The organism is Streptomyces sp. CB02923 (assembly GCF_001905005.1).
In the GTDB taxonomy this organism is placed as follows: domain Bacteria; phylum Actinomycetota; class Actinomycetes; order Streptomycetales; family Streptomycetaceae; genus Streptomyces.
The window spans coordinates 114212-127896 of record NZ_LWKZ01000025.1; the positions used below are offsets into that span (position 1 = coordinate 114212).

General features: G+C 73.0%; 12 protein-coding genes. 6 read left to right on the forward strand and 6 right to left on the reverse strand.

Annotation, left to right across the window (positions count from 1 at the left end; translation table 11 throughout):
• Positions 1 to 214 precede the first annotated feature (214 nt).
• From A6A06_RS28670 to A6A06_RS28685, 4 genes are all read right to left on the reverse strand, one after another.
• Entirely contained in the window at positions 215 to 697 is a 483-nt protein-coding gene (locus A6A06_RS28670; RefSeq protein WP_073764915.1) for a hypothetical protein, read from the reverse strand.
• A gap of 146 nt (positions 698 to 843) precedes the next feature.
• A complete protein-coding gene (locus A6A06_RS28675; RefSeq protein ID WP_073764917.1) occupies positions 844 to 2523 on the reverse strand; it encodes an alpha/beta hydrolase in 1680 nt (559 codons plus the stop codon).
• A gap of 152 nt (positions 2524 to 2675) precedes the next feature.
• On the reverse strand, positions 2676 to 3461 hold the full coding sequence (locus tag A6A06_RS28680) for a hypothetical protein (protein WP_073764919.1): 786 nt from the start codon (positions 3459 to 3461) through the stop codon (positions 2676 to 2678).
• 368 nt (positions 3462 to 3829) lie between these two features.
• On the reverse strand, positions 3830 to 4486 hold the full coding sequence (locus A6A06_RS28685) for a restriction endonuclease (protein WP_443333796.1): 657 nt from the start codon (positions 4484 to 4486) through the stop codon (positions 3830 to 3832).
• Between the two features lie 878 nt (positions 4487 to 5364).
• Here A6A06_RS28685 and A6A06_RS28690 point away from each other — a divergent pair.
• From A6A06_RS28690 to A6A06_RS28700, 3 genes are all read left to right on the forward strand, one after another.
• Positions 5365 to 5925 (forward strand): glycoside hydrolase family 25 protein, encoded by a 561-nt coding sequence (locus A6A06_RS28690; protein ID WP_073764923.1) that lies wholly within the window; start codon positions 5365 to 5367, stop codon positions 5923 to 5925.
• A 274-nt stretch (positions 5926 to 6199) separates the two neighbouring features.
• Positions 6200 to 6874, forward strand: coding sequence for a CAP domain-containing protein (locus tag A6A06_RS28695; protein ID WP_073764925.1), 675 nt, complete (start codon positions 6200 to 6202; stop codon positions 6872 to 6874).
• Between the two features lie 126 nt (positions 6875 to 7000).
• The gene (locus tag A6A06_RS28700; RefSeq protein WP_073764927.1) at positions 7001 to 7573 is read left to right on the forward strand and encodes a TetR/AcrR family transcriptional regulator; all 573 of its coding nucleotides are present in this window, start codon (positions 7001 to 7003) and stop codon (positions 7571 to 7573) included.
• A 231-nt stretch (positions 7574 to 7804) separates the two neighbouring features.
• Here A6A06_RS28700 and A6A06_RS28705 read toward each other — a convergent pair whose 3' ends face one another.
• Together A6A06_RS28705 and A6A06_RS28710 are read right to left on the reverse strand one after the other, a co-directional pair.
• Complete coding sequence (locus A6A06_RS28705) at positions 7805 to 8566, reverse strand: CbtA family protein (protein ID WP_073764929.1); 762 nt, start codon at positions 8564 to 8566, stop codon at positions 7805 to 7807.
• A 16-nt stretch (positions 8567 to 8582) separates the two neighbouring features.
• Entirely contained in the window at positions 8583 to 8801 is a 219-nt protein-coding gene (locus A6A06_RS28710) for a CbtB domain-containing protein (RefSeq protein WP_073764931.1), read from the reverse strand.
• A 286-nt stretch (positions 8802 to 9087) separates the two neighbouring features.
• Here A6A06_RS28710 and A6A06_RS28715 point away from each other — a divergent pair, with 286 nt between their 5' ends.
• The 3 genes from A6A06_RS28715 (at position 9088) to alaS (ending at position 13651) form a co-directional block, all read left to right on the forward strand.
• Positions 9088 to 9684, forward strand: a complete 597-nt coding sequence (locus A6A06_RS28715) for a histidine phosphatase family protein (protein WP_073764933.1) — start codon at positions 9088 to 9090, stop codon at positions 9682 to 9684.
• A 199-nt stretch (positions 9685 to 9883) separates the two neighbouring features.
• Positions 9884 to 10948: a tRNA (adenosine(37)-N6)-threonylcarbamoyltransferase complex transferase subunit TsaD gene (gene tsaD, locus A6A06_RS28720; protein WP_199931292.1), complete on the forward strand. Its 1065-nt coding sequence runs from the start codon at positions 9884 to 9886 to the stop codon at positions 10946 to 10948.
• 51 nt (positions 10949 to 10999) lie between these two features.
• Positions 11000 to 13651, forward strand: a complete 2652-nt coding sequence (gene alaS / locus A6A06_RS28725; protein ID WP_073764937.1) for an alanine--tRNA ligase — start codon at positions 11000 to 11002, stop codon at positions 13649 to 13651.
• Positions 13652 to 13685 lie beyond the last annotated feature (34 nt).

The following is a 13685-nucleotide window of genomic DNA, read 5'->3' on the forward strand; positions in this document are numbered from 1 at the left end:
GGTCCCCTGCGGAACGCTGCCCGGTTGAGCTGGTCACACGGACCTTAACCCGAAAACCACGCAATGATCTAGTAAAGCAGTGCGACGGATTTCAAATAGTAGGGGCAATTCCGCTTGACGAAGACCTGCTGGTCACGTGGGTGTGACGGAGAGAAGAACGGCTGCCGCACGCGCCGTGCCTCCCGGCCGCGGAGCGCGGTCGGGAGGCCGGGGTTCAGAACTGCTGCTGCTTCGCGTCCGGGGGCAGGAAGCAGGAGGTGCTGACGGAGAGGCGCAGGGTGTCCGGCGGCTTCACCGTGTCGGCGATGATCAGGAACTTCTCGGCGGAGTGCTTGCCGTAGAGGGTCACCTTGTGGGCCTCCGCCTCCTCCGTGTAATCGGAGACGTCCACGCCGTGGCCCTTGAGGGCCGCACGCAGCTTCCGTACGGCCGCGATGTGCTGTTCGCGGGGCAGGTGGGCGTACACGGTGTACGTGAGGCTGAACCGGCCGTCGTCGGCCACCTCGTCGTTCTTGCCGACGCACGCCTCGAAGTCGGTGAACGGACCGGGGCCGTCGGCGACCGTCACCTCGGCGTAGTGCGCCATCGTCGAGGTGTAGCGCTTGGCCCACTCCAGGGCGTCGGACCGGCTCTTGCGCGGCAAGGGCGCGTTGATGTTGTCGGACGGCTTGTCGGTGTGGTCGGACGGCTGGGACACACAGGCTCCGGTGAACAGGAGGGACGGGACGAGCAGGAGGACGGAGAGCGGCCTCCGGCAGCGGCGGAGGGTTCGACGGACGGAGCGGCGTACGGAAGCGCGGGGCGTCCTGCTGCCGGCGGGCGCGCCGGGAAGCGGGCCGCGGCTCACGGGTGGGGTCCCAGCGGGATGTCCGGGCGGTCCGGATTCTGGGTCGGTTCCTTGGGCGCCCGGGTCGGCGTGGAACCGGCGATGATCTTCCCCTGGTTGGCGAGGCTCTGGCTGGGGCCGTCCTTGGTCTCGTCCCAGTAGCCGCTGTGCCCCTCGGTGTCGACCTTGAACCGGTGCCCGCCGAACAGGTCGGTGGTGGCGGGGTCCGAGCCGAGGGTCGCGCCCGCTGCCATCTTGATGCCGTCGTCCTCCGCGCGGCCCACGTAGACGTGGTCGGGGTCGATGTTGAGCTCGTCCGCTCTCCGTACGGTCATGCCGGGGCTGCCGACCACGGCGATGTCGTCGGCGCCCAGGCCCCCGTCGTGCGCGGCGGCGGCGCCGACCACCGTGGAGCCGTAGCTGTGGCCGAGCACGGTGAGGTGGGCCGGGTCGCCCTGGTGGGAGGCGCGCAGTCCGTGGGTGAAGTTCCGCAGGTCCGGGGCGGCGTCCTCGGCCCGGCCGGTGCCGGCGACGGAGAGGTTCGCGGCCTGGGAGACGGGGATCTCCGGGGTGTCGTAGCCGAGCCAGTAGACCGTCGACGTGCTCGACGTCGGGTCCTCGCGCATGGCGGCCCGCTGGAGCTTGTCGATGCGGTCGAGCTGGCCGCCGGTGGACTCCATGGTGGTGTCGGTGCCGGGCACCTGTACGGCGACGTTGTCCGCCGTGTCGGGGTTGCCCTGGGCGATCACGGCCTGGCCGTCGCCCCCGGAGTCGAAGTCGAGCAGGAAGAGCTCCTTGCGGCCGGTCTCGCCGTCCCGCTTGTCCATGGCGCGTTGCAGCGTCAGGAGGTTGTTGAGCCGCTTGTTGTAGTCGTCGGTGGAGTACTTGTCGTGGTACTCGTAGTTCTCCATCGCGCTCAGCTCCTGGTCCAGGGCGAGCCGGTTGGCGTCGTCACGGACGTCGGAGGGCAGGCCGTCGGCCTTGCCGATCACTTCGGGGTGCAGGGCGGCCAGGGAGTCGCGCTGGTCCGGTGTGAGGTCGTGCCACCACTTGGCGGCTTCCTTGGGGTCCTCCGGCGCGACGGGGGCCGCCAGCAGGTCCGTCTTCTTGCCCAGTTGGGCGACGTCGTCCCGGGCCTCGCCCGCGGAGTCGTCGATGTCGCCCTGGAGGATGTCGCCGTCGAGGACACCGAGGTTCGCGGCGGCCTCGTCGTCGGCCTCCTTGGCGTAGTCGAGGGCCGAGTCGATGTCCCGCTGGTAGATGTCCATCAGCGAGGACAGGGAGGCGCGGTCGGCCTGGTCCTGGACGTCGTCGCCGGACGTGGCTTCCTTCTGGCTCGCCGACTGCTCCAGCTTGCCGTTGTCATGGACGACGAAACCCTCGGCCTCGGCGCCCTTCACGCTGTCGCGGAGGTTCTTCTGGGCCTCCTGGAGCTTGGCGTGCGCGACGGTGATGACCTCGGCGATGGCCATCGCCTCGGTACGGACGATGCCGAATCGTTTCTCCAGGTCTTCGAGGAAGTAGAGCGCCGCGTTGGCGTCCTTCCCCTCCCACTGGGCGTGCAGCGGCCCGGTCACCTTGGAGCGGTGCTGGTCGGTGAGCGTGTCCATGGTGGTGGACAGCTTCCGCCACGCCTTTGCCGACTCCTCGAAGTCGGAGAGGTCCTGCTTCAAGAGACGTGCGTAGATGGAACTCACGTGCGCTTTCCCCCGTCGGAACGGTTTCCCGTGTCGGTGTCATGAGAGACCCGGGCCGCCACGGACGGGCCCGGCCCGCGCGGCGCGGAAGCCCGGCCCCGGGCGCGGTGCCCCCGGGAGGCCCGGCCCCCGGGAGGCCCGGAAGGAGCGGCTCACCCGAAGGGCGAGCCGTCGGCCGGGGCCGTCATGGGCTTGGCCTTCGCCATGTCCTCCGGCGTCCACTTCGCGCCGGGGTCCGGGCCGGTGTACGCGGGGCCGTCGGACCCCGGCGGCCGGCTCGCGCCCGGCATGGGATGCGTACCCTCCGAGCCCACGGCACCCGGCCCGCCGATGGCGCCACCCGGACCCGGCAGACGGTCCGCGCCCGGCATGGGGGAAGTCCCCTCCGAGCCCACCGCACCAGGGCCGCCGATGGCGCCGCCCGGACCCGGCGGGCGATTCGCGCCCGGCATGGGATACGTCCCCTCCGAGCCGACGGCACCCGGCCCGCCGACGGCACCGCCCGGACCCGGCAAGCGATCCGCGCCCGGCATGGGGGAGGTTCCCTCCGAGCCCACGGCACCAGGGCCGCCGATGGCACCCGGGCCGCTCGCGGGCGCGCTCATCGACTGGAGCCCCGACTGGGTCTGGGCCTCGTCGCCCGTCTTCTCGAAGTCCCGGTAGGTGTCCCGCTCGTTCCACTCGTGACCGGACGCGCTGGCGCGGAGGTTGTTCGCGCCCGTCTTGGCGCGGGCGTGCATCCCGTCCAGCGACGGCTTCCAGCTGTCCACGATCTGCTGGAGCGCCGCACCGACCGCCCAGCCCTGGAGCGCCTGGGCGGCGTCCTTGGACGTGGATATCGCCTTCTTGTTCGGGTCCTTCATGTCGTCCGCTATCGCGTCCTCGGCCTGCGCCGACGCACGCAGCTCGGCCGGGTCGACCGCCGTCTTACCGGACACTCGTATGCCGCCCCTCCCCCGTACTTGTCATGACTCAGGCAGATTATCAACGCCCGTCCGGCACCTGACCTGCCCCTCTAGCAGGCCCGTACTCCGACTCTCGCAGGCCCGCACTCCGACTCTCACAGACCTGTACTCCGGCTCTCGCAGGCCCGTACTCCGACCGGCACACGACAACTGCCGGTCGCGTCACAGGGGTCACCCGGCCGTGAACGTCCGGCGTGGAGGTCCGACGGCCTTTCGGTCCGCGTACGCCGCCCCCGTTCGCCGGTACCGCCCCGGCGGCCCATGCCCTGCCGGAACCCCGGCACGACGTTCACGGCCTCAGGAGAAGGCGGCCGACAGGTGGGGGCGTCCGCCCGGGGGCCTCACGGGTTGCCTGACTGCGAAATGCTCTGTGCGACCTGGCCCACGGCCTTGAGAACTCCCTGCCCGAAGCCTGTCGGCGCGATGCGGTCCAGCAGGTCCCACAGCGGGCGTGATCCTGCGGCCCACTCTCCGAGCACCCGGCGGTCGACGAGATGGATCCGGTTCTGCGTACCCCAGGGGACAGCCTTGGAGGAGAAGCGGCCGTTGGTGAGGACGACCGCGATGTCCGCCCCGTGGATCTGACGGGCGGTGCCGTTGACCTGCTGCAGCACGTCGACGCCTACGGCGGACCCGTCATCCCCGTCCCTGCGGTGCTTGCACTGGATGGCCCAGACCCGACCGGCGGGGTCGACGGCGCGCACGTCGCAGGCGTTGTCACCGGCGCCGCCGAGCCGCTCGGCCTTGCAGCCGTCCCGACGCATCAGGTCCCGTATCGCGAACTCGAACGCACGGTGATCCAAGGCGTCCATCTCGGCGATGCGCAGCCGCAATGCCTGGGCTCGGACGCGTGCCCACTCGGCCCGCCGACGGGCCTGCCGGAGCCAAAGGCCACCTGCGCCGGCGGCGCCCGAAGCAGCGAGAACGAGGATCCACCAGTGCACGAGCAGCCATTGCACGGCGACGGCAGCCAAGCCGATCGCGACGATCGCGGCCACGGCCCAAGCCACCTGCTCGTCCTGCCTCCTGGACCGGCGGGCCGGGCGACGCCGACAGGTACGTCGTGACGGAGGTCGGCTCATCGGGCCCCACCCAGCCGACCGAGGACGGCGGAAGTGGAGCAGTACGACGGGGGCGCCCTGCGCACGCCCTCGGATGAGATATCGCGCTCAGACGCTCCCCGACGGGCTCCTCGACAGTCTCCCCGGAGTACGAGCGCGGCGATGGCCGCGGTCGTGGGCTGCCGCCTTGATCCCGGACAGGCTCTGGTGTGTGCCCTTGAGGGGACATCGCGTTGAACGTACGCCTTCGCCCGTACCGCCATGAACGTACTCCCCCTTGTGCTGCTCAATCGGCACACCCGCACATGTCGTAGGACAGCACGGGGCTCTGACATCAGCGCAGGGTTCGACGACTGCGGGCAAGCGGTTTCGGCCAACGCGACCTGGTCTTCGGGGCCCACGAAGCCGGCGACCAGCGGCTTGCGTCGAAAGGCCGTCCAAGTTCAGCCGTTTTACGGGTCCGCGGAGAACAGAGGCGGTTGCGGGCGGACTGGGCACCGGGCGGGTTCCGGTTCGATATCGATGCGGGTGTCGCCCGGTCTGCCGCAGGGGGCGGAGTGAGAGGTGGGGGCGCACGCGAATGCCACGGTGGGGCGGGGTGGTTGGGGATGACGCGCGGGGAATGTGGGGAATGTGTTGGGGAGGACGTACCGAGGGAGAGGAAAGCGTGAGGGCGTGAGGGGCAGGCCGTACGGGCCCGTACGGCGCGGATCGCGGGAATTCGGTCACCTGTCCGGTCGCCGCCGCCCGAACGCGAATGCGGCAGACGTCCGCGCTCCGCGCGCCTCTCGTTTCCCACCACCGAAAGGCACTTCATGCTGCACGGCGTCGACATCTCCGCCCACAACACCTCGTACGACGCGACGGACCAGGACTTCGTGTTCATCAAGGCGACCGAGGGCCGTTCCTACGCCAGTCCGCACCGGGCCGACCAGGCGGCCAAGGCCCGGGGGGCGGGCTGTGTGGTCGGCTTCTACCACTTCCTGTGGCCCGGGAACATCGAGGCGCAGGCCCGGTACTTCGTCGGGAAGTGCGATGCGAAGGAAGGCGATCTCCTCGCCGCCGACTGGGAGACGACCAGTTCCGGCAGCCACGCGAGCGGGGCGCAGAAGGACCAGTTCCTCCGCGAGGTGAAGAAGCTGGCGCCCCACCACCGCGTACTGCTGTACACCAACGTGTCTTTCTGGAAGGGCCACGACACCTCGTCCTACGCCGCGGACGGGCTGTGGATCGCCGACTACGTCAGCCCCGGCAAGCCGCGGATCAAGGACAAGTGGCTCTTCCACCAGCACACCAACCGTCCGCTGGACAAGAACGTCGCCCGGTTCGAGGACCGGGACGCGCTCAGGAAGTGGGCCGCTCAGGGGAAGGAGTGAGGCGGCGCCCCGCCCGCTGCCCGCTGCCCAATGCCCGCGGGGGTGGATCTGGCGTACGTCAGCGGGTGGGCGTCCGTACAGCCGAACGGGTCGGGTATCGGCCGCGGGCGACAGAGGCGGGGGCCGGGACGGCAAGACTGTCTCCGGGCCGGATGCCGGGTACGGCGCCGGCCGGGTGACGGCCGGGTCGCCGCAGCCCGGGACCGCCGATGGCGGTCTATGGCAGCCGATGGCGGTCGCGGACAGCCGAGGACAGTCGAGGAACAGGGGCCGAATGGGCGGGAGTACGGGCGGGAGCGCGGGCCGGAGCACGGCGCGGGCGACGGTGGCGGCCGTGGCGATGATGGCGGTGCTGGCCCTGGCAGGGCTCGCGGCGGGCGGGCCCGCCGTCGCGACGTCTCCGGGCGTGCGCCCGGGACTGCCGGACGCCGCGTACACGGCTCCGGCGTCACACACGGCCCGGACGCCACAAGCGGCGCCGGCACGGCAGGCCGCTCAGGAGATCCGCGCGGTACGGGCGCCGGGTGCCGCCCGTACCGCCCGCGTCCCGCGCAACGTCGTGGCGGTCAGGGCGGCCGTCGTCCGGCTGGTCAACCGCGAGCGGGCGAAGGCCGGCTGCCTTCCCGTACGGGCGCACCGTACGGTCACGAAGGCGGCCCAGCGGCACAGCGACCACATGTCCCGCGAGGACTCGCTCTCGCACCGGGAGCGGGGCGGCTCGGGGCCGGGCAACCGGCTTTCGGCCGTCGGGTACGACTGGCGCCGCGCGGGCGAGAACATCGCGCGCGGCCAGCGCGGGGCGGCGGAGGTGGTCCGGGCGTGGACGCGCAGTCCGGAGCACCGGGTGGTGCTGGCCGACTGCGCGTTCCGGCACGCGGGCGTGGGCATCAACAGCGGCACCGCCGACCGCGGCCCGTGGTGGACGCTGCTGCTGGCCCGTCCCGCCTGAGGGCATCTCACGCGGTGCCGCCCGCACGCCAAGGCTCGCAGCGATCGTTGCGTTAGTGGTCGGAAGGTACCACAAAAGCATCGATCGCTGCATCAAAAAAGCAGTGATCAATGAAATAATGGGCGTATGCCCGCTCCGACATCGCCCTCGCCCCACGTCGGCAGCCGCCCCGGCGGCCGCTCCTCCCGCATCCGCGCGGCCGTCCACCGTGCGGTCAGGGAACTGGTCGCCGCCGAGGGGAGCGAACCGCTGACGATCCCGGTCGTGGCCGCCCGCGCGGGCGTGCACGCCACCACGGTCTACCGCCGCTGGGGTTCCGTCGGCGACCTGCTCGCCGACGTCGCGTCGAGCCGTTTCTCCGGCGACCTCGTGGTGCCGGACACCGGAAGCCTCCGCGGTGATCTGGAACGCTATGCGTCCGACCTCGCCAAGGACCTCGGCGACCCGGACACCCTCGCCCTGGTGCGCGCCACCATCGGCACCGCCGGAGGGCAGGGCGCCGCCGCATGCAGCGGGGAGCGTCAGCAGACCCTCGACGCCGTCCTCGAACGGGACCGGGCCCGGGGCCACCGGCCCCCGCCCCTCGAACGCGCCACGGACGCCGTGCTCGCCCCCCTCTACTACCGGGCCGTCTTCACCGACCTGCCCCTCACCCCCGAATGGACCGTCGGCCTCGTGTCGGCCCTGCTGCCGGACTGACCGGCCCAGGACGGTTACGGGCGGGCCCCCGCACACCGGACACACGCCCGGCACACGCCCGGCACACATACGGCCCGGCGCACGCCCGGCGCACAGCACACGCCCGGCACACGCCCGGCGCACGGCACACGCACGGCCCCGGCGCGCGGCGGTTGTCCGCGCTCCGGGGCCGTGACAGGGCCGTGGCAGGGCCGTGGCAGGTCCGTGGCAGGTCCGTGGCAGCAGGTCCCGTCAGTGTGCCGACGGCACCGCGCCCTCGTCCGCGCCCCGCTCGGCGGCGGCCGGGCGGGCCCGGACGGCCCGTTCGGCCAGTTCGCCGAAGAGCAGGCCGAAGACGGTCCACAGGGCGAGCTGGATGCCGAGTGCGGAGACCCGGAACTTCCAGAGCAGCTGGGCGGGGAAGTCGGCGGGGAGTTCGTTGACGGCCGGCAGGAACGCGTAGGCGAGGCCGACGGCCACGGTGAAGGCCGCCAGGGCGGCGACCGTCGCGTACCAGGTGCCCAGGCGGGGGGCGAGCCACTTGCCGAGGATGACGGCGGCGACGGTCAGCAGCACGCTGAGGGCGATCATCAGGAAGTACAGCGTGGTGCGTTTGCCGATGGAGTCGGGGTCGCCGACGGACGGCGGGTTGGCCGGGTACTTGAGGAACGGTACGAGGTAGACCGCGGCGAAGGCGGCGCCGGAGAGCAGCAGGGCGGTGGCGCGGGGGCCGAAGCGGCCGGCGCGTCCGAGGACGAAGCAGTAGGCCAGGGCGGCGATCCCGCCCAGTGCGACGCCGTAGACCAGGACGCCGGTGGCCAGGCCCGCGGTGGACTGCACCGCGCGGCTGACGACTTCGGCCTCGTGCTCGTGGGCGTGCGCGTCCTCGAACGCGATGGCGGCGTCGACCTGCGGCTCACCCAGCAGATAGGCGACGAGCAGGGCGAGCAGGCCGGCCGCGAGGCCGGCCGCCATGCCGCGCACCAGGAGGGATCTGACGGTGGCGGAGTTCATGTGCGGGTCCCCCCGGTCAGTGGCAGGGGAAGCCGAGCAGGTGGCGTCCGTCGTGGACCCACTCGTGCACGTCGGTACCGGAGAGGAGGGAGGTGGCGCCCTGTTCGGCGCCGACGAAGTAGAGCAGGACGAGCATGAGGATGCCGCCGAAGACGGCCCACGGCAGGACGGTCCTGACGGGCAGGGCGGCGGGTGCGGCGCGGCCGGTGGCCGGCGGGGCGACGGACTGGGCCATGACGGAACCTCCTGGGGAACTCGCGTCCCGGTCGGGGAGTCGTGACGACAGGACGGGTCTGGCTCACCCGTCGGCCCCTACGGGACCGGTCCGGGCTCACAGTGGCGCGACCGCACCGGGCTTCCACCGGCTTCCGTCATGTCATCGTCAATATCATCGGGAACGTACCGCGTGGCGACGGCCGGGCCAAGGCCCCGCGGGCGGCCGGAAGGGCGCACGGCGGCGGGCGTGCGCCCCGCTGCTTCCCTTGTGCGCCATCACGTTTTCCGCGCCGAAAGAGGTGCCCATGACAACTCGGGTGATGTTGGTCTCACCGGCCTTCGACGACGCCCTGCGCGCGGTGCGCTTCCCGGCCGGCGAGCCGCTGACGCCCGGCGGCCTGCGCCGGGCCCGCGCCGCCCGCGCCGCAGCCGCCGCGCTGCCCGCCGACCGGGCCCTGACCTCCCCTTCCGCGCGCTGCCGGGAGACGGCCGAGGCGCTCGGCCTGCGGGCGGTCCCGGCCCCGGGCGCGGCGGGCGGCGCGATGGGCCGCTGGCGGGGTCTGGCCCTGGAGGACGTGATGGCCGACGAGCCCGCGGCAGTCGCGGCCTGGCTGTCCGACGCGGACAGCGCGCCGCACGGCGGCGAGACGCTCGCGCAGTTGCTCGGCCGGGTGGCGGACTGGCTGGCGGGTCTCGCGGCGGAGGGCGGCCGGATCGTGGCCGTAGTGGAGCCGGACGTCGTACGTGCGTCCGTGGTGTGCGCGCTGGGGGCCCCGCCCTCGTCCTTCTGGCGGGTGGACGTACCGCCGCTGGCCGTGACGGTGCTGAGCGGGCGGGACGGCCGGTGGAACGTCCGGGTGGCGGGGGAACTCGGCCGGGAAGCAGCCACGGGGGCGCCGTGACCGTCGGGGCGCGTCCGGGCCGGGGCCGGTCCCGGACCCGCCCCCGCCCCGGCCCGGACGCGCCCCGACCCCGCCCCACGCCGTACGGGCCGCCGTATCCTGGTCCGGGACGGGTTGTTGCACATGAATCGCAATAACAGGGCCGGGTACGAGGGAAACGAAACGAAGGAGCGGTGCGGTGGCATCTCCAGGCTCTCCAGTGGTGCTGGGGATCGAGTCGTCCTGTGACGAGACCGGGGCCGGCCTGGTCCGGGACGGGAAGCTGCTCGGGCACGCGGTGGCGTCCAGCATGGACGAGCACGCGCGCTACGGCGGCGTCGTACCGGAGATCGCGGCCCGCGCGCACGTGCACTCCTTCACGCCCGTCGTGCGCCGGGCGCTCGACGAGGCGGGCCTGACCATGGCCGACATCGGCGCCGTGGCCGTGACCACCGGCCCCGGCCTCTCGGGCGCCCTCCAGGTCGGCCTGGCCGGCGCCAAGGGCCTGGCGTACGGGCTGGGCGTGCCGCTGTACGGGGTGCACCACCTCGCCGGGCACGTCGCCGCCGACACCCTGGAACACGGCCCGCTGCCCGATCCCTGCATGGTGCTGATCGTCTCCGGCGGGCACACGTCCCTCCTCCTCGTACGGGACCTCGCGCGCGACCCGATCGTGCACCTCGGCGACACCCTCGACGACGCCGCCGGGGAGTGCTTCGACAAGGTCGCGCGGGTCTTCGGCCTGCCGTACCCGGGCGGCCCCGCGATCGACCGGGCCGCGCGCGAGGGCAACCCGAAGGCCGTCGCGTTCCCGCGCCCGCTGACCGGCCCGCGCGACGAGCGGTACGGCTTCTCCTTCTCCGGCCTCAAGACGGCCGCCGCGCGCTGGGCCGAACGGCACACCGGCGGCGAGCTGCCGGTGGCGGACGGCGCGGCCTCTCTCCAGGAGGCGGTCGCCGACGTACTGACCCGCAAGGCCGTCGCGGCCTGCAAGGAGCACGGCGTGGGCACCCTGGTGGTGGTGGGCGGCGTCGCCGCCAACTCGCGCGTACGGTCCCTCGCCGAGGAGCGCTGCCAGAAGGCGGGCATCACCCTGCGCGTGCCGCCGCTGCGGCTGTGCACGGACAACGGCGCGATGATCGCCGCCGTCGGCGACCTGCTCGTACGGGCGGGCGCCGAGCCGGCTCCGCTGGACCTCTCGATCGACCCGTCGGCGCCGCTGGAGTACGCGGCCCTGCACCCGGTCGCCAGGGCGGCACGGGCCGCGGCGGCGCCCGCAGCCTGAACCGCCGACCAGCGACCGCCCCTTCCTCCACCGACCGCCCCGGAGCCCCCTTTGCGTACCGCCGAGATCCGCAGCCGCTTCCTCGACTTCTTCGCCGAGCGCGGCCACACCGTCGTCCCCAGCGCGCCGCTGCCGACACCGGACCCGACGCTCCTGTTCGTCAACGCCGGCATGGTGCCCTTCAAGCCGTACCTCACCGGTGAGGTGGCGGCGCCCTGGCCGCGGGCGGCCAGCGTGCAGAAGTGCGTGCGGACCCTGGACATCGAAGAGGTCGGCAAGACCACCCGGCACGGCTCGTTCTTCCAGATGAACGGCAACTTCTCGTTCGGCGACTACTTCAAGGAAGACGCCATCCGGTTCGCCTGGGAGCTGTCCACCACCCCGGTCGCCGACGGCGGGTACGGCCTGGACCCCGAGCTGATCTGGGTCACCGTGCACCACTCCGACGACGAGGCGCGCACCCTGTGGCGGGAGATCTCCGGGCTGCCCGAGGAGCGCATCGTCTCGCGCGGCGACGAGGACAACTTCTGGTCGATGGGCGTGCCGGGACCGTGCGGGCCCTGCTCCGAGCTGTACTACGACCGGGGGCCCAGGTTCGGCCGGGCGGGCGGCCCGGAGGTCGACGAGGACCGGTACATGGAGTTCTGGAACCTCGTCTTCATGCAGTACGAGCGCGGCGAGGGCACCGGCAAGTCCGGCTACCCGATCCTCGGCGAACTCCCCCGCCAGAACATCGACACCGGCATGGGCCTGGAGCGGATGGCCACCCTCCTCCAGGGCGTCGACAACCTCTACGAGATCGACGAGACCCGCCCCGTCCTCGACCGCGCCGCCGCCCTCGCCGGAGTCCGCTACGGCGACGACGAGCAGAACGACGTACGGCTGCGCGTCGTGGCCGACCACGTCCGTACGGCCCTGATGCTGCTCGCCGACGGCACCACCCCCGGCAACGAGGGCCGCGGCTACGTGCTGCGCCGCATCCTGCGCCGCGCCGTCCGCTCGATGCGCCAGCTCGGCTACGAGGACCGGGTCCTGCCGGAGCTGCTGCCGGTCGCCCGCGACTGCATGGCGCCCAGCTACCCGGAGGTCGCCGAGTCCTACGAGCGGATCGCCGGCCAGGCGGCGGGCGAGGAGGACGCCTTCCGCGCGACCCTGCGCCAGGGCACCGCGGTCCTCGACACCGCCGTCACCAAGGTCAAGGCGGAGGGCGGCCGTTCCCTCCCCGGCAAGCAGGCGTTCCTCCTCCACGACACCTACGGCTTCCCCATCGACCTCACCCTGGAGATGGCCGCCGAACAGGGCGTCGAGGTGGACCGCGAGGGCTTCGCCGCGCTGATGCGCGAGCAGCGCGAGCGGGCCCGTGCCGACGCCCGCGCCCGCAAGTCGGGCGGCGCCGTGGACACGTCGTCGCTCCGCACGGTCCTGGACGAGCACGGCCCGACCGACTGGCGCGCCTGGGACACCCTGGAGTCCGACTCCAAGGTGCTGGCCGTCCTCGGTGCGCAGGGTCCGGTCCCGGTGGCCCGCGAGGGCGACATCGTCACCGTCGTCCTGGACCGCACCCCCTTCTACGCCGAGTCCGGCGGCCAGGACAGCGACGCGGGCCGCCTGTCCGGCACCTCGGTCGAGGCCGAGGTCCTCGACGTCCAGCGCCCCCTCCCCGGCCTGGTCGCCCACCAGGTACGCGTCACCGCCGGTGAACTCGCCCTCGGTGACGCCCTCCACGCGGCCGTCGACCCCGAGTGGCGCCTCGGCGCCCGCCAGGCCCACTCCGGCACCCACGTGCTGCACGCGGCGCTGCGCGAGATCCTCGGCCCGACGGCCCTCCAGTCCGGCTCCTACAACCGCCCCGGCTACCTGCGCCTGGACTTCCCGTGGCGCGGCGGCCTGTCCGCCGCCACCCGCAGCGAGGTCGAGGAGGCCGCCAACCGGGCGCTCCGCCGCGACCTGCCGGTGGGCGTGAAGTGGATGACGCTCCCGGAGGCCAAGGAACTGGGCGCCCTCGCGCTCTTCGACGAGACGTACGGCGAGAAGGTGCGGGTCGTCGAGATCGGCGGCGCCTGGTCGCGCGAACTGTGCGGCGGTACGCACGTCGACCACGCCTCCCAGGTCGGCGTCGTCGCCCTCACCGCCGAATCCTCCGTCGGCGCCGGCATGCGCCGCCTGGAGGCGTCCGTCGGCATCGAGGGCTTCGGCTACCTCGCCCGCGAACGCGACCTGGTCACCCAGCTCACCGAACAGCTCCAGAGCCCGCGCGCCGAACTGCCGGACCGGGTGGCCGGGTTGCTGGAGCGCCTGAAGGCGAGCGACCGGGAGAACCAGCGGCTCCGGCAGCAGGCCACCGTGGCGCGCGCCGCGGGGCTCGCCGACTCCGCCGTACAGGCGGGTGGCTTCCGCGTGGTCACCGCCACCGCGGACGGCGGCGCCGACGAGGCGCGCGCGCTGGCCATGGCCGTACGGGACCGGATGCCCGCCGGACAGCCCGCCGCCGTGGCCGTCGGTTCGGCCACGGACGGCAAGGCGGCCCTGGTGGTCGCCCTGAACAAGGCCGGCAAGGAAGCCGGCGGCTCGGCCTCCGACCTGGTCAAGCGCCTGCTGAACGGCCGCGGCGGCGGCTCCCCCGACCTCGCCCAGGGCGGCGGCCTGCCCGCCGACCAGCTGCCGCAGACGCTGGCCGGGCTGGCAGGGGTGCTCGGGGAGTGACACGGGTGGGCGGCTCCCGGCCGGGGGCCGCCCG

What these genes read in the sequence shown, in the direction of transcription:
- A6A06_RS28690 (WP_073764923.1), top strand. Translation starts at nt 5,365, where the DNA reads ATGCTGCACGGCGTCGACATCTCCGCCCACAACACCTCGTACGACGCG.
- A6A06_RS28695 (WP_073764925.1), top strand. Translation starts at nt 6,200, where the DNA reads ATGGGCGGGAGTACGGGCGGGAGCGCGGGCCGGAGCACGGCGCGGGCG.
- A6A06_RS28700 (WP_073764927.1), top strand. Translation starts at nt 7,001, where the DNA reads ATGCCCGCTCCGACATCGCCCTCGCCCCACGTCGGCAGCCGCCCCGGC.
- A6A06_RS28705 (WP_073764929.1), bottom strand. Translation starts at nt 8,566, where the DNA reads ATGAACTCCGCCACCGTCAGATCCCTCCTGGTGCGCGGCATGGCGGCC.
- A6A06_RS28710 (WP_073764931.1), bottom strand. Translation starts at nt 8,801, where the DNA reads ATGGCCCAGTCCGTCGCCCCGCCGGCCACCGGCCGCGCCGCACCCGCC.
- A6A06_RS28715 (WP_073764933.1), top strand. Translation starts at nt 9,088, where the DNA reads ATGACAACTCGGGTGATGTTGGTCTCACCGGCCTTCGACGACGCCCTG.